Raw genomic sequence first — 18,469 nt, 5'->3', positions numbered from 1 at the left:
TATTCCGAGCGACGTCCTAAACGGCTTCTTAAGTGGACCCCACCTATGATCGAGCAGGACGGATCCCACGTCCGCCATTTTACCGTTCATTACCCGGGCGCATGAGCCAGACATCGATCGAGCGGCTGAGGGAATATCTCGCGCAGCTCCCGCCGCAGGCGCAGGCGCTGCTGATGCGGGAGTTCGAGCGTGCGCTCGAACGCGGCCAGGACACGGCTGTGGCGACCCTCGTGCTCGACCAGCTGCGCAAGATCGTCCGCAAGACTGAAGCCGATGAGGCGCCACCGCCGCGCACGGACGATCTGTCGCGGCTGCTGTTCCAGGTGCTGGAACCGTTTCTGGTAGAAGCAGGCGCCCCGATTCGGGTCGGACAGGTCCGCCGTTCCTCGCTAGCTCCGATCTGGCAATGGCTCGGCCGCGACGGTGCCCCGGACAAGCTGAATGAATTCGAGGCGGCGCTGGCGCGCACGCCGGCCGACAGTGCAGGGCAGGTCGAAGCGCTGGCGCAGAAGCTCCAGGCGGTCGCTGCGGCTGCCATCTTCGAGCTGACGGGACCGGGCGGCGGTGACAAGTCGCGTGCGCTCGCCCGTGTTGGCCCGCCCAACGTGATCGAGGATCTCTATTCGACCGGGGCGGTGCTCGCGGTCCGCGAGGCTATCGCCACCCTGAGCGAGAAGCTGCCGCGCTCTCTGCGCACCTTCGGCGATGCCCAGATCGCCTCGGTGACTGCAGCGCTCAACATTCCCGTCCTCCAGACGCCGCAGATGCTGCCCTTCGCGCTGTCGATCGTCGTGCAGCGGATGACCGCGCCGTGGCAGATCATCCGCCTCGCCATCAAGATTGCCGCGTCCGACGACGAGATCCGCGTCGCGGCTACGCCCTATGGCGTCGCCGTCACGATTGCGCTGCATGATCTGTCCTGCGTGGCCGCCATCCTGCGCATGGACATCAAGCGCGGCTATTTCGACAACGTCGCCGGCAATCTCAAGACGCTGCACGACGGCGTCCGAGGCCTGCGCACCGAGCTCGACCTGCGCAACGATTCCGCCTGGGGCAAGCAGTTGACCTCGATCCGGGCCGACATCTCCAACGCGCTGCAATCCGAAATCGACAGCGTTCCCGGCCGCGTCCGCCGCATCCTGCGCCAGCGCGCCGAGAAGGACATTCCGCCGGGCGCGCGGATCGACAGCACCGAGGTCGAGGAAACCGTGGCGCTGATCGATTTTGTCGCGACTTGCCGCAATTATGCGAGCGAGCTTGCGATCAACGAGGTGACACTGCGCACCTATTCCGACCTCCAGCAATATGTCGAGCGTTCGACCGAGCAGCTTGTGCAGTCGCTGCGCGCCGCCGATCACAAGGTCCGCACCTATCGGCAGCAGCAGGTCCAGGCCGCGATCCGCTTCTGCCAGGTGCTGTTCGGCGATGATTATGCCTCCCTGATGAGCCGCGCCGCGGAGAACGCGGCCACGGGCGAGCGCAAATCGTCGCGCGCGAGCTGATCCAGGCGCATATTTTTGTAATCACAATTTGAGGTTGACGGTGTCGGTGACGGGCCGTACGGTCGCCGTGCAAGCTTTTGGAATTTCTATCTGTGGGCGCATGAAACCCGTTATCAGCTCCATCGAAATCGAGAATCGCGTCGTTGTCGCCAAATATCAAAGGCTGATGGTTGGCGCGAAGATGGTGCTGGTCGAGAAGGCAAGCGGTCGGCAGTTGCCTGAGACCGTCACCAGGGTTGCATCGCCCGTTCCCGTCGGGGCGTTGCGCATCAGATTGCCCGACGCCATCGAGCCGGGAACATACTTCCTGAGGGCCTTCGACGGGCACGGCGAGGACGCCGCTCAAAGCGCGGACTTCGAGATCGGCTAAGCCGTTGGATTTTCACCATTTCGGGACTGTGCGCGGTCGCGCCGAATTGACGATTGTCAATTGCCGCATCGTCCAGCCGTGGTGTAAAGCCACCTGTGGGCGCGGCTCGCGCGCTGCCGGAAGCTTGCCAGATGACGCTATGGTTTGTGTTCGCGCTGATGACGGTGGCGGCGATCTTCGCCGTGCTTCTGCCGCTCGGCCGTAGCGGACGCGCGCAAAATCAGGGCAGCGAGGTCGCGGTCTACAAGGACCAACTCGCCGAGATCGACCGTGATCTTGCCACAGGGCTGATCGCAGCGCCCGAAGCCGAGGCCGCGCGCGTCGAGGTCAGCCGAAGGCTGCTCGCCGCGGCCGGCAGCGAGCCCGCAATGGCACCGAAATCCAGCCTCAAATGGCGCCGCGCGGCGGCCGTGCTGGCGCTTGCCGGCCTGCCGCTGGTTGCGATCGGCGTCTATCTGCCGCTCGGCTCGCCCAGGCTTCAGGACTTCCCGCTGGCGCAACGGGAGCGCGGTTCCGGGGCCGGCATGGCGCAGTCGCTCGAGAATCTCGTCGTGCAGGTCCAGCAACATCTGGAAAAGAATCCGACCGACGGGCGCGGCTGGAACGTGATCGCGCCCGTGCTGGAGCGGCTTGGTCGCTTCGACGACGCGGTGCGCGCCTATCGCAACTCGCTCACCTATAATGGCGAGAGCGCGGAGCGCCGGTCCGATCTTGGCGAAGCGATCTCGGCCGCCGCCGGCGGCGTCGTGACCGCCGAAGCCAAGACCGAGTTCGAGCGCGCGCACGCGCTCAGCGCCGACGACCCCAAGGCGAACTATTTTCTCGGTCTCGCCGCCGAGCAGGACGGCCGCAAGGACGATGCCGCCAATATCTGGCGCGCGCTGCTGGCGAAAGCGCCGGCGGATGCGCCGTGGCGTCCTCTCGTGGAGACCTCGCTCGCGCGGGTCGGCGGCGGTGGCGTTACGATGCCGGCGCTGTCGGATGAGACCCTCGCAGCTTCCAAGGACATGAACGAGGGCGATCGCAACGCGATGGTGCGCGGCATGGTCGAACGGCTCGCCACGCGTCTCAAGCAGAACGGCGACGACATCGAGGGTTGGCTGCGCCTGGTGCGCGCCTATCTCGTGATGGGTGATCGCGACAAGGCGGTGGGGGCATCGACCGATGCACGCCAGGCGGTTGCCAACGATGCCGCGCGGCTGCGTCAGCTCAATGAAGGCCTCAAGACTCTCGGGCTCGACGGATGACGATGTCAGGACGAGACGAGCAGGGAATGGATACGCCATGACGCGCAAGCAGCGACGTATGACCATCATCGGCGGCTCGCTCGCCGTGCTCGCGCTCGCGGCCGCGCTGGTGCTAAACGCTCTGCGCGACTCCATCGTGTTCTTCTCGACGCCGACCATGGTTGCCGAGAAGCACGTTGCGCCCGGCAAGCGGTTTCGCCTTGGCGGCCTGGTGCAGCCCGGCTCGCTCCAGCGCGGCGACAATCTCGCAGTGACCTTTGAGGTCGCCGACGGCGGCGCAAAGCTTCCGGTCGCCTTCAAGGGCATTTTGCCTGATCTGTTCCGCGAAGGGCAGGGCGTCGTCGCCGAAGGCGCGCTCGACGCCGATGGCGTGTTCAAGGCCGACACCGTGCTCGCCAAGCACGACGAAACCTACATGCCCAAGGAGGTCGCCGATGCCCTGAAGAAGCAGGGGCACTGGAAGGATGATTACGGTGCCAAAGCTTCCGATGGCGTAAAGCCTGCCGCCACAACTGCGCAGGGCAATCCACAGGGAGCAGTGCGGTGATCGCGGAGGCAGGACATTATGCGCTGGTGCTGGCGCTCGGACTGGCACTGATCCAGTCCATCGTGCCTCTGATTGGCGCGCGTCTGCGCGATGACGCCCTGATGAATGTGGCGCGCTCCACAGCGCTGGCGCAGCTGCTGTTCGTCGGTGCATCGTTCATCGCGCTTGTGATGCTGCACGTAGCTTCGGATTTCTCGGTCGCCAACGTCTACGAGAATTCCCACTCCATGAAGCCGCTGCTCTACAAGATCACCGGCGTGTGGGGAAACCATGAAGGCTCGATGCTCTTGTGGGTGTCGATCCTCGCGCTGTTCGGCGGCTTGGTCGCGGCCTTCGGCAATAATCTGCCGCTGTCGCTGCGCGCGCATGTGCTGGCCGTGCAGGCGTGGATCGCCAGCGCCTTCTATCTCTTCATCCTGGTGACCTCGAACCCGTTCCTGCGCATCGCTAACCCGCCGATCGAGGGACGCGATCTCAATCCGGTGCTTCAGGACATCGGTCTCGCCGTGCATCCGCCAATGCTCTATCTCGGCTATGTCGGCTTCTCGATCTCGTTCTCCTTCGCGATCGCGGCGCTGCTGGAGGGCCGGATTGACGCAGCCTGGGCGCGCTGGGTGCGGCCGTGGACGCTGGTCGCCTGGATCTTCCTGACGCTCGGTATCGCCATGGGCTCGTACTGGGCCTATTACGAACTGGGCTGGGGCGGCTGGTGGTTTTGGGACCCGGTCGAGAACGCCTCGCTGATGCCGTGGCTGGCCGGCACCGCGCTGCTGCATTCGGCTCTGGTGATGGAGAAGCGCAACGCGCTGAAGGTCTGGACCATCCTGTTGTCGATCCTGACCTTCTCGCTGTCACTGCTCGGCACCTTCCTGGTACGCTCGGGGGTCATCACTTCGGTGCATGCCTTCGCGACCGATCCAACGCGCGGCGTCTTCATTCTCCTGATTCTCTGCCTGTTCATCGGCGGCAGCCTCTCGCTGTTCGCTGGGCGCGCGACTTCGCTAAAGCAGGGCGGCCTGTTCGCGCCGATCTCGCGCGAAGGCGCGCTGGTGCTGAACAATCTGCTGCTCACGGTAGCCTGCGCGGTGGTGCTGTTCGGCACGCTCTATCCGCTGGCGATGGAAATGCTCGCCGATTTCAAGATGTCGGTCGGCGCGCCGTTCTATAACCTCACCTTCGCTCCACTGTTCACGCTGCTGCTGCTCGCCGTGCCGTTTGGGCCGTTGCTGGCATGGAAGCGCGGAGATCTGCTCGGCGTGACGCAACGCCTGCTAGCGGCCGGTGTTTCCGGGCTTGTCGTCGCCGCTATGGTCTGGGGCTGGGCGCGCGGCGGCAGCGCGCTGGCGCCGCTTGCGATCGGGCTTGGCATCTTCGTCATCACCGGCGCCGTCACTGACATAGTCGAGCGGACCGGCCTCGTGCGGCTACCGTTCGCAACGGCGCTGCACCGGGCCCGCGGCCTGCCGCGCTCGGCCTGGGGCTCCGCGTTTGCGCATGCCGGCCTCGGCATCGCGCTGATCGGGATCGTCTGCGAGACCACCTGGAACAGCGAATATATCGCGACCATGAAACAGAACGACGTCGCCCATGTCGCCGGTTACGACGTGAAGCTCGACGGTTTGTTTCAGCGTCAAGGTCCAAACTTCCGCGAGATGATCGCCGAATTCAATGTCAGCCAGGACGGCGAGACGCTCAGCGTGATGACACCGTCCAAGCGCAGCTTCACCACCCGCGGCTCGTCGACCACCGAGGCCGCGCTGCTGACGCGCGGCGCTAGCCAGCTCTACCTTTCTCTCGGGGACGCCACTGCCGAGGGTGCCATCGCCGTGCGCATCTATCACAAGCCGCTGGTGCTGCTGATCTGGTGGGGACCGGTGCTGATGGCATTCGGCGGCGTGCTGTCGCTGTCGGACCGGCGCCTGCGGGTGGGCGCGCCGAAACCGGCGCGCGCCAAGCAGCGCCTGCAGCCGGCGGAGTAATCCGATGCGCCGGATGATCGCCGCGTTTGTCGCGCTGATGCTGCTGGCCTTGCCCGCGGCGCATGCCGTGCAGCCCGACGAGATCATGTCGGATCCTGCGAAGGAGTCGCGCGCACGCGACCTGTCGCGCGAGCTGCGCTGCATGGTCTGCCAGAACCAGTCGATCGACGATTCCGATGCTCCGCTCGCGCGCGACTTGCGGCTCCTGGTGCGCGAGCGCATCGCGGCCGGCGACAGCAATTCGCAAGTGCTGGACTTCCTGGTCGCGCGCTACGGCGAGTTCGTGCTGCTCAAGCCGCGCTTCGAGCGCAAGACCATGCTGTTGTGGCTGCTCGCGCCGCTGCTGCTGATTGGCGGTGGCCTGGCACTGTGGCTGCAAATCCGCCGGCGCTCGCGAAGCGGTGCAGACGTGCCAGCTCCGCCGCTCACGCCCGACGAGGAAGCGCGGCTCGCCGCGTTGATGACGGACGAAGCCAAGTCGCGCTAGCTACCTCGCTTCGCGCACCAAGCCTACACTCCGAAACGAGAAGTCGATGCGCGTAAAAAGAGGCGGAAAGCGCGATCGGCGGGCGTTCCAGGAACTCGATTAAGTTCCTGTAAGGGCACAGCTTTCGCTCTGCGATAAACTGCCGCATCCGCATTCTCCGTTCATTACAAAAGTTTAACCCCGCCGCCAGCGCACGGTAAGGCGGCAGACCCCATGTTCAGGTTCGTAAGGTGCCGCCGTCAGGTACCAAATGGATTTCAAGGCCCTGGAGATCTCTACATGACCGACCGTTCCGACCTCTCGAACCTTCCGTCCTACCGGCAGCCCCGCCGGTCGATTTTCTCGGCCCGCAAGATCGCGCTGATGGCCTCGGTCGTCGCCGGCCTCGGTGCCGCCGTCTACGGCTTCGGCACGTCGACCTCGCCGGCCGAGCTATTCTCGAGCCCGGCGCATGCGCAGGTCAACAACGAGGTTCGCAAGGTCGAACGTCCGGTGGGTTTCGCCGACGTGGTCGAGCGCGTGAAACCGTCCGTGATCTCGGTGAAGGTGAATATGAAGGAGAAGACCGCGAGCAACGACAGCGGTGACGACGAGTCCTCGCCGTTCCAGCCGGGCTCGCCGATGGAGCGCTTCTTCCGCCGCTTCGGCGGTCCGGATGGTTTTCCGGGCCAGAAGGGTGGAGGTGGTCGTGGCCGCGTCGTGCAGGGCCAGGGCTCCGGCTTCTTTATCTCGGCTGACGGCTTTGCCGTGACCAACAACCACGTGGTCGACGGCGCCGACAAGGTCGAGGTCACCACCGACGACGGCAAGACCTACACCGCAAAGGTGATCGGCACTGACCAGCGCACCGACCTCGCCCTGATCAAGGTCGAGGGCAGCTCCAACTTCCCGTTCGCCAAGCTTGCCGACGGCAAGCCGCGGATCGGCGACTGGGTGCTTGCGGTCGGCAACCCCTTCGGTCTGGGCGGCACCGTGACCGCAGGCATCGTCTCGGCCAGCGGCCGCGACATCGGCAACGGCCCCTATGACGATTTCATCCAGATCGACGCGCCGGTGAACAAGGGCAATTCTGGCGGTCCAGCTTTCGACACCAACGGTGAGGTGATGGGCGTCAACACCGCGATCTACTCGCCTTCGGGCGGCAGCGTCGGCATCGCGTTCTCGATTCCCGCGAGCACCGTGAAGAGCGTGGTGGCGCAGCTCAAGGACAAGGGCTCGGTCAGCCGCGGCTGGATTGGCGTGCAGATTCAGCCGGTGACATCCGACATCGCCGACAGCCTCGGCATGAAGAAGGCCGAAGGTGCGCTAGTTGCCGAGCCGCAGGCGAATGGTCCGGCGGCCAAGGCCGGCATCGAATCCGGTGACGTGATCACGTCGGTCAACGGCGAATCGGTCAAGGACGCCCGCGAGCTCGCCCGTACCATTGGCGGCCTGGCGCCCGGCGCGACCGTGAAGCTCAACGTGCTGCACAAGGGCCAAGACAAGGTCGTGAACCTGACCCTCGGCCAGCTGCCGAACACGGTCGAGGCCAAGGCCGACACTGACAAGGACAGTGGCAAGAGCGCGAGCCGCGGCACCGACGTGCCCAAGCTCGGCATGACCGTCGCGCCCGCCGATTCCGTGGCTGGTGCCGGCAAGGAAGGCGTCGTGATCACCGAAGTCGATCCGAAGAGCGCCGCAGCCGAACGCGGCTTCAAGGAAGGCGATGTGATTCTCGAAGTCGGCGGCAAGAGCGTGAGCACCGCCGGCGAAGTCCGCGACGCCATCAACACGGCGCGGACCGACAACAAGAACAGCGTCCTGATGCGGGTGAAGAGCGGCGGCCAGTCGCGCTTCGTCGCCGTGCCTATCGCCAAGGGCTAGGCCCCAGGAGGCCTCCGAGATGAAGGGTTGTCGCCGGCATCAGTCGCCCCCGCCGACGGCGCCCTTCGGGGGAGCAGCGCAACGTTTGCTTCCCCTGTCTACCTTCCGGTGGAATTACGCCCCCCTCCGTCGGAAGGCCTAGGGCGGTGAAGTCCCCCCAGCTTCACCGCCCGCCTTTTTCTCGATGCCAGAGTCTCTCGCTCAGCTTGCATGCGATTGCCGCTCGCGCCATGTTTAGAGAAGGTTCACTCCGTTGACCGTTGCCGAACGCACGATGCGCCTCCTCATCATTGAAGACGACCGCGAATCCGCCGATTACCTCGTAAAGGCGTTTCGTGAGGTCGGACACATTGCCGACCACGCCGCCGACGGCGAGGAAGGCCTCGCCATGGCCGAGAGCGGCGATTACGACGTGCTGGTGGTCGACCGCATGCTGCCCAAGCGCGACGGCCTGTCGGTGATCGGCGCGCTCCGCGACAAGGACGATTCGACGCCGGTGCTGATTCTCTCCGCGCTCGGCCAGGTCGACGACCGCATCAAGGGTCTGCGCGCCGGCGGCGACGACTATCTGCCAAAACCCTATTCTTTCGCCGAGCTGCTGGCCCGGGTCGAGGTACTGTCACGCCGCCGCGGCGGTCCGGCCGAGGACACGCTGTATCGGGTCGGCGATCTCGAACTCGATCGGCTCTCCCACCGCGTCGCCCGCGGCAAGGACGAGCTGACGCTCCAGCCGCGCGAATTCCGCCTGCTCGAATACCTCATGAAGCATGCCGGCCAGGTGGTGACCCGCACCATGCTGCTGGAGAATGTCTGGGACTATCATTTCGATCCGCAGACCAACGTGATCGACGTGCACATTTCGCGGCTGCGCTCCAAGATCGACAAGGGATTTGAGCGGCCGCTGCTGCACACGATCCGTGGCGCGGGGTACATGATCCGTGACGGCATTCGGTAAACTCGTCCGCACCACGGCATTCCGGCTGACGCTGGTCTACCTGCTGTTGTTCGCGATGTTCGCAGCCTCGCTGCTCGCCTATTTTGCCTGGAATACACGTCGGCTGATCACAGAGGAGATCACGCAGACGGTGAACGCCGAAACCTCGGAGATCAACGAGATCTACGGCCGCCGTGGCTTGGTCGGCCTCGTGCGCGCGATCGAGTATAGGGCGCTGCGACCGGGCGCCAATCTCTACCTCGTGACCACCCCGACGGGCCAGGCGATCGCCGGCAACGTCGGCTCGCTGGCGCCCGGAGTGATGGCGACGCGGGGTTGGTCGGAGACGGCGTACAAGCGGATCGAGGACGCGGACGAGCGCAACCATCGCGCGCTGGTGCGCGTCACCGAACTCGAAAACGGTTTCCGCCTGCTGATCGGCCGCGATCTGGACGAGCGGCGACGGCTGTTCGGCATCGTGGCGAAGGCGGCGCAATGGTCGATCCTGATCGTCGTGGTTCTCGGTCTCGGCGGCGGCATCTTCGTGGCGCGGCGGGTTTTGACGCGCATTGACGCGATGAGCGGCACTGCTCATCGCATCATGACCGGCGATCTGAGCGAGCGCCTGCCGGTGGGGCGCAGCGGTGACGAGCTCGACCGCCTCGCCGAAAACCTCAACGCGATGCTGGAGCGGATCGAGGCGCTCATGGCGGGATTGAAGGAGGTCTCCGACAACATCGCCCACGACCTCAAAACGCCGCTGACGCGCTTGCGCAACCGCGCCGAAGAGGCCCTGGCGAAATCGGGCGGCGAGGCCGATTATCGCGCCGCGCTGGAGCGGACCATCGAGGAATCCGACGGGCTGATCCGCACCTTCAACGCGCTTCTGATGATCGCGCGCGCCGAGTCCGGGCAAGCGCGCGGCAACATGGATGATTTCGACGCCGCCGACGTCGCGAACGGTATCCACGAGCTCTACGAGCCGCTGGCCGAAGACGACGGCATGACCTTGAAGGTCAGGTGCGAGCCGACGCCAGTTCATGCCAATCGCGAATTGATCAGCCAGGCCCTCGCCAATCTTGTCGAGAATGCGATCAAATACGGCAAGCCGGTCGCGCAGTCGGCGGAAACCGTGATCAGCATGGACAGCAGGCAGATCACGATCGAATCGAGGCGCGAGGGCGATCAGGTGCTGCTCAGCGTCACCGATCGCGGTCCCGGCATCCCCGAAGCGGACCGCAAGCATGTCGTGGAACGATTCGTACGGTTGGAAGCGAGCCGCACGCTGCCCGGATCCGGCCTCGGTCTCAGTCTCGCCTCGGCGGTCGCGACATTGCATGGCGGTGAGTTGAGGCTGGGTGACGCCCAGCCCGGGCTTGTCGCCACGCTGGTGCTGCCGGCGCGCGCGGGGGCGGGCGACAGGGTTGCTCCGCCAATGCTGGATGTGCCACAGAAGGTGGCATGAACCACTCCGCGCCGGGAAACGCGGACAAGCATGGTGAGAGCCTGGCCGCACGCTTCGCGGAGGCTCCCCATATTGCCGCTTCCGTCACCGACCAAGGACGTTTTGAAAGCTGGCTGGCCGAGCTCGAGCCCGCGCAATTCGCCCGTCTTCTGCTGGCTTATCCCTTCGCGCGGAACATCCTGGCCGGCGTCGCGGAATTCTCGCCTTATCTGTTCGAGCTGGTGCGCGCTGATCCGCAGCGCCTGATCCGGCTGCTGGAATGTGATCCGGATGAGCATCTCGCCACGTTGGTCGCAGGGGCGAGCGGTGCGGTGCTCGCCGCATCCGACGAAGCCGAGGTGATGCGGCTGCTTCGCCGCATGAAGGCTGAGGCTGCGCTTCTGACCGCGCTGTGCGACATCGGCGGGGTTTGGCCGGTGATGCGGGTGACCGCAGCGCTCACTGATGTCGCGGTGTCCTCGGTGCAGGCGGCGCTTCAGTATCTCCTGCGGCAGGAAGCCGCACGCGGCAAGCTCTCGCCGCCCAATCCCGAGGCGCCAGAGGAGGGCTGCGGGCTGATCGTGCTTGCGATGGGCAAGATGGGCGCAGGCGAGCTGAACTATTCCAGCGACATCGATCTCATCGTGTTCTTCGATCCCGATAACACGACGCTGGCAGCGGATATCGAACCCCAGCCATTCTTCGTGAGGGTGACGCAGGGGATGGCACGCATTCTCCAGCAGCGCACCTATGATGGCTACGTCTTCCGCGTCGATCTGCGCCTGCGTCCCGATCCATCCTCGACGCAAGTGGCCATTTCGCGCGACGCCGCGCTGAACTACTACGAGCGGGAAGGGCGCACCTGGGAGCGCGCCGCGATGATCAAGGCGCGAGCCTGCGCCGGCGATCCCAAAGCGGGCGAGGCGCTGCTCGCGGAAATCGCGCCCTTCGTCTGGCGCAAGCATCTCGACTTTGCCGCGCTTGCCGACGTTCACGACATGAAGCGACAGATGCAGACCTATCGCGGCCAGAGCGAGGTTGCGGTCGAAGGGCACAACGTGAAGGTCGGGCGCGGCGGAATCCGCGAGATAGAGTTCTTCGCCCAGACCCAGCAATTGATTGCCGGCGGCCGGCATCCCGAGCTGCGCGTGCGGCCGACGCTCGCCGCGCTCGGCGTGCTCGCTTCCAGCAACTGGATCACGTTCGCGGCGCGCGACGAGTTGGCCACGGCGTACGAATTCCTGCGCCGCGTCGAGCATCGTCTCCAGATGATCGCCGACGAGCAGACCCATACGCTGCCCGAGGACAAGGAGGCGGTCGAGCGTTTCGCCTGGTTCTTCGGCTATCCGGATCGCGAGGCCTTTGCCCGCGACCTCTTGCGCCAGCTCGGGATCGTCCAGGGCCACTACGAAAAACTGTTCGAGGGCGACGATCCGACCGGCACGGCCAAGCTGCCGGCGCTCGACTACAGTGCGGGTCCCGACGATCCGCGGCTGCTTCAACACTTGGCGACGCTAGGCTTCAAGAAGCCTGCCGCGGTCGCGCAGACCGTGCGTGACTGGATCGCCGGCGACTACCGCGTGTTCCGCGTCGAGTCGACCCGAAGCGCCTTCGTCGAATTCGTGCCGGCCCTGATCGACGGTCTCGCTCATGCCGAGGGGCCGGATCGGGCCGTCGTGGCGTTCGATCATTTCCTGGGGGCGCTTCAGCGCGGCGGCCGGCTGATCACGCTGCTCGGCCAGAACCGCGATCTTGTCGCCCTCGTGGCGCTGGTGCTGGGCGCGGCGCCCCGGCTCGGCGAGATGCTGGCGCGGCAGCCGCAGCTCATGGACGGCCTGATCGATCCACGCTTCTTCGGCGCCATGCCCGACAGGCAGGAATTGTCGGGGCGGCTCGCGACGACAGTGCGGGATGCCGCCTCTTACGAAGAGTTCCTCGACCGCCTGCGCCTGTTCGGACAGGAGAGCCTGTTCCTGATCGGCACGCGCATTCTCTCCGGCACGGTGTCGGCGCAGCAGGCGAGCACGGCCTTTGCCGACGTTGCCGAGGGCATCGTCCATACCGTACATGGCCTCGTCGCCGACCGCTTCGCTGCCCAGCACGGCCGGATCAAGGGACAGGAGACCGCGATCATCGCAATGGGCCGGCTCGGCAGCCGCGAGATGACGGCCTCGTCCGATCTCGACCTGATCCTGCTTTACGACTTCGACAGCGACAATCCGGATTCCGACGGTGCGAAGTCACTGCAAGGTGCACACTACTTCGCCCGCTTCACCCAGCGCCTGATCAGCGCGTTCACGACACGCACCAATTACGGCGTGCTCTACGAGATCGACATGCGGCTGCGCCCCTCGGGACGTGCCGGCCCTGTGGCATCGAGCCTTGTCTCGTTCGCGGACTACCAAGCCAACGAGGCCTGGACGTGGGAGCACATGGCGCTGACGCGCGCGCGCGTGGTATCGGCTTCGCCCGAATTTCGGGAACGGATTGAGCGCGTCGTCCGCGATGTCCTGACCCGCCGCCGCGATCCCGCAATCACCGCCAACGACGTCGCCGACATGCGGCGCGCGATCGCCCAGGAGAAGGGCGAGGCCGATTGCTGGGACCTCAAATATGCCGCCGGCGGCATGGTCGACATCGACTTCATCGCGCAATATCTCCAGCTCGTGCATGCTCACGAGAAGCCGGATATTCTCGACGTCGGCACCATGCAGGTGCTGGAAAATGCATGCAGGCTCGGCCTGCTCGCACAATCGGAAACCGAGATATTACGCGCCGCCGCGCGGCTCTACCACGACCTCACGCAGATCTTGCGGCTCTGCGTCAACGACCGCTTCAAGCCGGAAACCGCCGGCACCGACCTCCTGCGCGTGATGGCACGCGCCGGCGACGCGCCGCATTTCTCCTCGCTGGAGGCACGCGTGAAGGAGACGCAGAGCGAGGTGCGCCGCGTCTTCAGGGCGCTGCTGGAAGGGACGCCGCCGGCTTCAGCGAAGTGAGCGCTTCCCGTGACGGTTTTTGCGTGTTGGGAGAAGCAGGGCGTGCTAGCTTGCGTGCCACCACACGATCCGAGGGGATGACGGTTGCTCGACAAGCTTGAACTGCTGCTGGCGCTGGCGAAGGAGCGGCATTTCGGACGCGCGGCGGAGGTCTGCGGCGTGACGCAGCCGACGATGTCGACCGGGCTCAAGCAGCTCGAGGAGATCCTCGGCGTGATGCTGGTCCAGCGCGGCTCCCGCTTCCAGGGTTTTACGCCGGAAGGCGAGCGGGCGCTAGATTGGGCCCGTCGGATCGTGGGCGATGCCCGCGCGATGCGCGACGAGATCAACGGGCTGAAGCATCAGCTCTCCGGCGAGATCCGTATTGCCGCGATCCCGACCGTGCTCGGCATGGTCGCCGCGCTGACGACGCCGTTCCGCGCCAGGCATCCCGAGGTGCGCTTCCGCATCCAGTCCACCACCTCGTCCGAGGTGCTGGGCTTGCTCGAGAATCTCGAGGTGGATGCCGGGCTGACCTATATCGAGAACGAGCCGATCGGAAAGGTGCGCACCATTCCGCTCTACAACGAGAGCTATCGTCTGCTCACCGCGCCGGATGGAATGTTCGGCGATCGCGAGACGGTGACGTGGAAGGAGGTCGGGCAGGTGCCGCTGTGCCTGCTGACGCCCGACATGCAGAACCGCCGCATCATCGACCGCGCGTTACGTTCGGTCGGCGCCGAGGCGACGCCGACCTTGACCTCGAATTCGCTGCTCGTGCTGTTCACGCACGTGAAGACGGGGCGCTGGGCCAGCGTGATGCCGGCCAAGCTCGCCGAGACGCTCGGCCTTTCCGATACGGTGCGCTCGATCCCGATCACCGATCCCGATGTCAATTACAGCATCGGCATGGTGATCCCGCAGCGTGATCCGATGACGCCGCTGATTGCGGCCCTGGTCAATGTCGCGCGGGAAGTCGCGCCGTCGCTGCAATCCTAGGATCAGGCCGCGGCCGATATCCCGGACGCCGCCTTGATCGCGTCGCGGGGCAGGGTCACGCGCACGACGGTGCCGACTTCGAGCTTGGAGCGCAGCCGCATCGAGCCGCCATGGAGCTGCGCCAGCGAGCGGGCGATCGCAAGCCCCAGTCCCGAGCCGTGATAGGTCTTGGTGAGTTGGCTCTCCACCTGCTCGAAGGGGCGGCCGAGCCGCGCCAGCGAATGCGGCGCGATGCCGATGCCGGTGTCGGCGATCATCAGCACGATCCTGTCGTCGAGTTGCCGGCTGCGCACCACGATGCGTCCGCCGTCGGGCGTGAACTTCACGGCGTTGGAGAGCAGGTTGACGATGATCTGCTTGGTGGCGCGGCGGTCGGCGACGACGGAAATGGATTTTGCGATGTCGGCGTCGAGCGTCAGGTGCTTGTCCTGCGCCCGGCCGGTGACGACCCGCAAGGATTCGGCCAGGGTCTGCGCCAGGTCGAGCTCTTCCATGTCGAGCTTCATGCGGCCGGCTTCGATCTTGGACATGTCGAGGATGTCGTTGATGACTTCGAGCAGGTAATGCCCGCTGGTCAGGATGTCGTGGCAGTATTCCTGGTACTTTTCCGAACCGAGCTCGCCGAACATGCCCGAGCCCATGATCTCGGAGAAGCCGATGATCGCGTTCAGCGGCGTACGCAGCTCGTGGCTCATATTGGCGAGGAATTTCGATTTGGTCTGGTTGGCTTCCTCGGCGCGGGTCTTCTCGCGCTGGTATTTCTCGGCGAGATCGGCGAGCTCGCCTGCCTGCCGCTCCAGGGCTGCCTGCGAGCGCTTGAGGTCGATGACGGTGGCGCGCAGGCGCAAATCGTTGTCGACCAGCTTCTGCTCGTGCTCTTTGATGCGGGTGATGTCGGTGCCGACGGAGACGTAGCCGCCGTCCTTGGTGCGGCGCTCGCTGATGTGCAACCAGCTGCCGTCGTCGAGCTGCGCCTCGAAGGTGCGCGCGCCGGGGCCTTGGCTCGCGGTCTCGTTGTGCCGGGTGCGGACCTCGGGCATGCGGCCGACCTCGAGCACGGTCTCGTAGGAGGTGCCGGGGATGACGGCGGAGTCGGGCAGCTTGTGCAGGCGCTGGAAGTGCGAGTTGCAGAGCACCAGGCGGTCGCTCGCGTCCCACAGAACGAAGGCTTCGGGAATGGTCTCGATCGCATCGCGCAGGCGCAAATCGGCTTCGACGGTCCGCTCGGCCAGGCTCTTCTGCTCGGTGATGTCGACGGCGATCCCGATCAGATGCACGCTGGAGTCGGTCGCGCCGCTGGTCTTTTCGCAGCGGACGCGGAGCCAGATCCAGTGGCCGTCGACATGCTGCATGCGGAAGGTCTGGTCGATGTGGTCGATCTTCTCGGAGATGAGCTGGTCGGCGATCTCGAACAGGTCGATGTCGTCGGACTTCACGAGCGCATTGACCTCGCCGAAGGTGAGGAGCTCGTTGCGGCCGTCGAGGCCGAGCATCGAAAACATCGACTGCGACCAGAAGATCCGGCCGCGCGACAGGTCCCAGTCCCACAGCCCGCAGCGGCCGCGGTTGAGCGCGGTGTCGATCCGGCCGCGCACGGCGTCGTTGATCAGGTCGCCCTCGCGGGCACGGGTGGACTGCCAGTGGAAGGCGAAGCCGAGGATCAGGACGACGAAGCCGGTGGTGGCCGACAGCGTCACCGAGAGCGCGGCGTCCGAGCCCCAGATCGGCTCGTTGCGCTCCTGGATCACGGCGACGAAGCCGGGCAGCGATTTGATCTGCCGCGAGGTCGCCATCGCGGCGTTGCCGTTCGGCAGCGTCATGTCGGAAATGTTGCCGTCGCGCGGCGGCGCCGCCAGCAGTTGCGCCGTCGTGATCGCGTCGAGCAGGCGGTCGTTGCCCGCGGGATCGCTGTCGACCGGGATGCGGGCGAGGATGCGGCGGTCGAGGCCGGCCGAGGTGACGACGACGTGGCGTCCCGAGGCGGTGCCCCAGGACGGAATGAGATCGGGCAGCAGCGCCGGCAGGCTCTCGATGTTCTTCAGTCGCTCCTGTCGCGCCGAGGTGAGGCGGTCGATGCGCTCGGCGAGCAGGTCGGCGAGCGCCGAGATGTCGTGGCGGATCACCTGCCGCTTCTGGCGCGTCTGGTCGACGACCTGCACGAACGCGCCGAGGCAAATCGTGATCAGGAACGCGATGATGAGCGTCGGCACGGCGCGGCGCAGTGCCGGCTCCGCGATCAGGAGCCGATGATAGGCAGGTTTCGCGATCGATTGCGCCAATCCTTTGATCGAATCGGATTGGACGCACGCGTTCGCGGCGTCTGCACGCGACATGCCTTAGGCCCCCTGCAACCTGCTTGCAACTTGAGTTCGGAAGCAGCCCCACGTCGCTTCCGAATCATGGTTGATTTGAATCCAGTTTTCGCAGGCTGTCGAGAGTCAACGAATCGTTAACGCGTATTTATTCTTATCCAACGCGCAGTTTGCGCCTCGCGCGTCCGCAAGTCGACGTGCGCGGCGAGTCCGAAACGAGAACGTGTGACTCGCCGCACGTTCTGCCTCACGCGCGCGGCGGTTCGGCGTGACTGATCACGCGCTTCACGCTCGGGAACGCGCGCCGCAACGCGCGCTCGATCGCGTCGACATGCTCGTGCACCCTGATGACGCTCATCGACGGCTCGGCGCGGCAGTGGAAGTTGACGATCTCACCGGCGTCAGTGTTGCGGACGCGGACATTGTGGATGTCGTGGATCTCGCCGCCGGCGGCATATTCCGTCAGGGCGGTGGCGATGGCCCGCACCCGTTCCGGGGCGGCATCGACCCCGAACGGCAGTTCCGGTTCCAGCGGCTCGATGTGGACGTCGACCTCGACGTCAGCGCCGAACTCCTCCTGGATGTTGCGCTCCAGTGCGTTGGCGACGTCATGGGCAGCGTCGAGCTGCATTCCGGCGTCGACCTCGAGGTCGATGCTGACGATCAGCTTGCCGCCGAGATCGTGCACCGTGACGTGGTGGATGGCGAGGCCGGAATTGTGGGCGATGACCATGATGCGGTCCCGCACCGTCTCGTTGTCGCGCGCGACGGGGACTGCGGTGAAGGTGAGGTCGGTATCGCCGAAGGCCTTCTCGACAGCTGCCTGCGCGTTGCGCTTGATGTCCTCGACCCGATCGATCGGGTAAGTGCGCGGCACCTTCGCGATGGCATCGATAAACGTGGTTGCACCGACCATCCGCACGCGGAGCCGTTCGATGCCGATTACGCCCGGCACGCTACGGATCGCGGCCGTGGCCGTCTCATGCGCGCCTTCGGGAGCGCGGTCGACCAGCGTCTGCACGGTCGAGCCGGCCATGCGCAGGCCGAGCAGGGCGATCATCACGGCAACGGCGGCGGCGGCAGCCGCATCGCCCCACCAGAAGCCGAGGGCCGCGAGGATCAGGCCCACGATCACGGCGAACGAGCCCATCACGTCGGAGGCGAAATGCAGCGCATCGGCGGCAAGCGCCTGGCTCCTGGTCTCACGGGCGGCACGGTGCAGCGCACGGGCGCGCCACAGATTGACGAGGATGTCGATCACCAGCACCACGAACGGCACGGCCGAGATGGTCGGCGGCGCGGTTCCCTCGCGCAGCCGGCTGTAGGACTCCACCAGGATGCCGCCGGCGAGCACGTAGAGCAGGGCGGTGACGCCCAGCGCCGAGACGCTTTCGAGCTTGCCGTGGCCATAATGATGCTCCTCGTCCGCCGGCTTGTCGGACACCCGCACCACCGCCCAGGTGATGATGGTGGCGACCAGGTCGATCGAGGAATGCAGCGCCTCGGAGATCAGCGCCAGCGAGCCGATCGCGATCCCGACCGCGAACTTGGCCGCGGCCATGCCGCCACTGGCGAAGATCGAGATCGCCGCGACCGAGGTCTTGTTGTGTTGGGAGCTCATGGCGGGGACTTAGCACCCCATGGGTGAACATCAAGCCATGATCCACAGCTGTAGTCGCTAGTGATTTGCAGGAGCGGCGTTGCTGCGAACTGTTCCGAACTGAGTGGTGGCTTGCGCCACTACTCCGTCATGCCCGGGCTTGTCCCGGGCATCCACGTTCTCGGTACCAAGCGGCAAAGACGTGGG

Annotated in this window: 13 protein-coding genes; 11 read left to right on the top strand and 2 right to left on the bottom strand. The window is 65.6% G+C overall.

The window, feature by feature from the left end:
• Positions 1-101 precede the first annotated feature (101 nt).
• The 11 genes from IVA88_RS06505 to IVA88_RS06455 all read left to right on the top strand — a co-directional run bounded on the left by IVA88_RS06505 (position 102) and on the right by IVA88_RS06455 (position 14,350).
• Positions 102-1,502 (top strand): hypothetical protein, encoded by a 1,401-nt coding sequence (locus IVA88_RS06505; RefSeq protein WP_247496459.1) that lies wholly within the window; start codon positions 102-104, stop codon positions 1,500-1,502.
• Between the two features lie 100 nt (positions 1,503-1,602).
• A complete protein-coding gene (locus tag IVA88_RS06500; protein ID WP_247496924.1) occupies positions 1,603-1,872 on the top strand; it encodes a hypothetical protein in 270 nt (89 codons plus the stop codon).
• 131 nt (positions 1,873-2,003) lie between these two features.
• On the top strand, positions 2,004-3,119 hold the full coding sequence (gene ccmI / locus IVA88_RS06495; RefSeq protein ID WP_247496458.1) for a c-type cytochrome biogenesis protein CcmI: 1,116 nt from the start codon (positions 2,004-2,006) through the stop codon (positions 3,117-3,119).
• A gap of 37 nt (positions 3,120-3,156) precedes the next feature.
• Entirely contained in the window at positions 3,157-3,666 is a 510-nt protein-coding gene (gene ccmE / locus IVA88_RS06490) for a cytochrome c maturation protein CcmE (RefSeq protein WP_247496457.1), read from the top strand.
• Complete coding sequence (locus tag IVA88_RS06485; protein WP_247496456.1) at positions 3,663-5,645, top strand: heme lyase CcmF/NrfE family subunit; 1,983 nt, start codon at positions 3,663-3,665, stop codon at positions 5,643-5,645. Before ccmE ends, IVA88_RS06485 begins: the two co-directional genes overlap by 4 nt.
• 4 nt (positions 5,646-5,649) lie before the next feature.
• Positions 5,650-6,132 carry a cytochrome c-type biogenesis protein gene (locus tag IVA88_RS06480; RefSeq protein WP_247496455.1) on the top strand — a complete coding sequence of 161 codons (483 nt, stop codon included), beginning with the start codon at positions 5,650-5,652 and terminating at the stop codon, positions 6,130-6,132.
• A 279-nt stretch (positions 6,133-6,411) separates the two neighbouring features.
• The gene (locus IVA88_RS06475) at positions 6,412-7,995 is read left to right on the top strand and encodes a Do family serine endopeptidase (protein WP_247496454.1); all 1,584 of its coding nucleotides are present in this window, start codon (positions 6,412-6,414) and stop codon (positions 7,993-7,995) included.
• 274 nt (positions 7,996-8,269) lie between these two features.
• On the top strand, positions 8,270-8,950 hold the full coding sequence (locus IVA88_RS06470; RefSeq protein ID WP_247496453.1) for a response regulator transcription factor: 681 nt from the start codon (positions 8,270-8,272) through the stop codon (positions 8,948-8,950).
• Positions 8,934-10,394: an ATP-binding protein gene (locus tag IVA88_RS06465; RefSeq protein ID WP_247496452.1), complete on the top strand. Its 1,461-nt coding sequence runs from the start codon at positions 8,934-8,936 to the stop codon at positions 10,392-10,394. The genes IVA88_RS06470 and IVA88_RS06465 overlap by 17 nt, the downstream gene beginning before the upstream one ends.
• Positions 10,391-13,372, top strand: coding sequence for a bifunctional [glutamine synthetase] adenylyltransferase/[glutamine synthetase]-adenylyl-L-tyrosine phosphorylase (locus IVA88_RS06460; protein WP_247496451.1), 2,982 nt, complete (start codon positions 10,391-10,393; stop codon positions 13,370-13,372). Before IVA88_RS06465 ends, IVA88_RS06460 begins: the two co-directional genes overlap by 4 nt.
• 84 nt (positions 13,373-13,456) lie before the next feature.
• The gene (locus IVA88_RS06455; protein ID WP_247496450.1) at positions 13,457-14,350 is read left to right on the top strand and encodes a LysR family transcriptional regulator; all 894 of its coding nucleotides are present in this window, start codon (positions 13,457-13,459) and stop codon (positions 14,348-14,350) included.
• Positions 14,351-14,352: 2 nt separating this feature from the next.
• Here IVA88_RS06455 and IVA88_RS06450 read toward each other — a convergent pair whose 3' ends face one another.
• Positions 14,353-16,683 (bottom strand): PAS domain-containing sensor histidine kinase, encoded by a 2,331-nt coding sequence (locus tag IVA88_RS06450; RefSeq protein WP_247496449.1) that lies wholly within the window; start codon positions 16,681-16,683, stop codon positions 14,353-14,355.
• A gap of 226 nt (positions 16,684-16,909) precedes the next feature.
• Positions 16,910-18,283 carry a cation-efflux pump gene (locus IVA88_RS06445; protein WP_247496448.1) on the bottom strand — a complete coding sequence of 458 codons (1,374 nt, stop codon included), beginning with the start codon at positions 18,281-18,283 and terminating at the stop codon, positions 16,910-16,912.
• Between the last annotated feature and the right edge of the window lie 186 nt (positions 18,284-18,469).

It is taken from the genome of Bradyrhizobium sp. 149 (genome assembly GCF_023073915.1).
Lineage (GTDB): Bacteria > Pseudomonadota > Alphaproteobacteria > Rhizobiales > Xanthobacteraceae > Bradyrhizobium.
The sequence above is the reverse complement of the archived record's forward strand: the minus strand, read 5'-3'. Positions and strand labels throughout refer to the sequence as shown.

Excerpts from the sequence above, each read along its gene's own strand:
- IVA88_RS06505 (WP_247496459.1), top strand. The coding sequence starts at position 102 with ATGAGCCAGACATCGATCGAGCGGCTGAGGGAATATCTCGCGCAGCTC.
- IVA88_RS06500 (WP_247496924.1), top strand. The coding sequence starts at position 1,603 with ATGAAACCCGTTATCAGCTCCATCGAAATCGAGAATCGCGTCGTTGTC.
- ccmI (WP_247496458.1), top strand. The coding sequence starts at position 2,004 with ATGACGCTATGGTTTGTGTTCGCGCTGATGACGGTGGCGGCGATCTTC.
- ccmE (WP_247496457.1), top strand. The coding sequence starts at position 3,157 with ATGACGCGCAAGCAGCGACGTATGACCATCATCGGCGGCTCGCTCGCC.
- IVA88_RS06480 (WP_247496455.1), top strand. The coding sequence starts at position 5,650 with ATGCGCCGGATGATCGCCGCGTTTGTCGCGCTGATGCTGCTGGCCTTG.
- IVA88_RS06475 (WP_247496454.1), top strand. The coding sequence starts at position 6,412 with ATGACCGACCGTTCCGACCTCTCGAACCTTCCGTCCTACCGGCAGCCC.
- IVA88_RS06470 (WP_247496453.1), top strand. The coding sequence starts at position 8,270 with ATGCGCCTCCTCATCATTGAAGACGACCGCGAATCCGCCGATTACCTC.
- IVA88_RS06460 (WP_247496451.1), top strand. The coding sequence starts at position 10,391 with ATGAACCACTCCGCGCCGGGAAACGCGGACAAGCATGGTGAGAGCCTG.
- IVA88_RS06450 (WP_247496449.1), bottom strand. The coding sequence starts at position 16,683 with ATGTCGCGTGCAGACGCCGCGAACGCGTGCGTCCAATCCGATTCGATC.
- IVA88_RS06445 (WP_247496448.1), bottom strand. The coding sequence starts at position 18,283 with ATGAGCTCCCAACACAACAAGACCTCGGTCGCGGCGATCTCGATCTTC.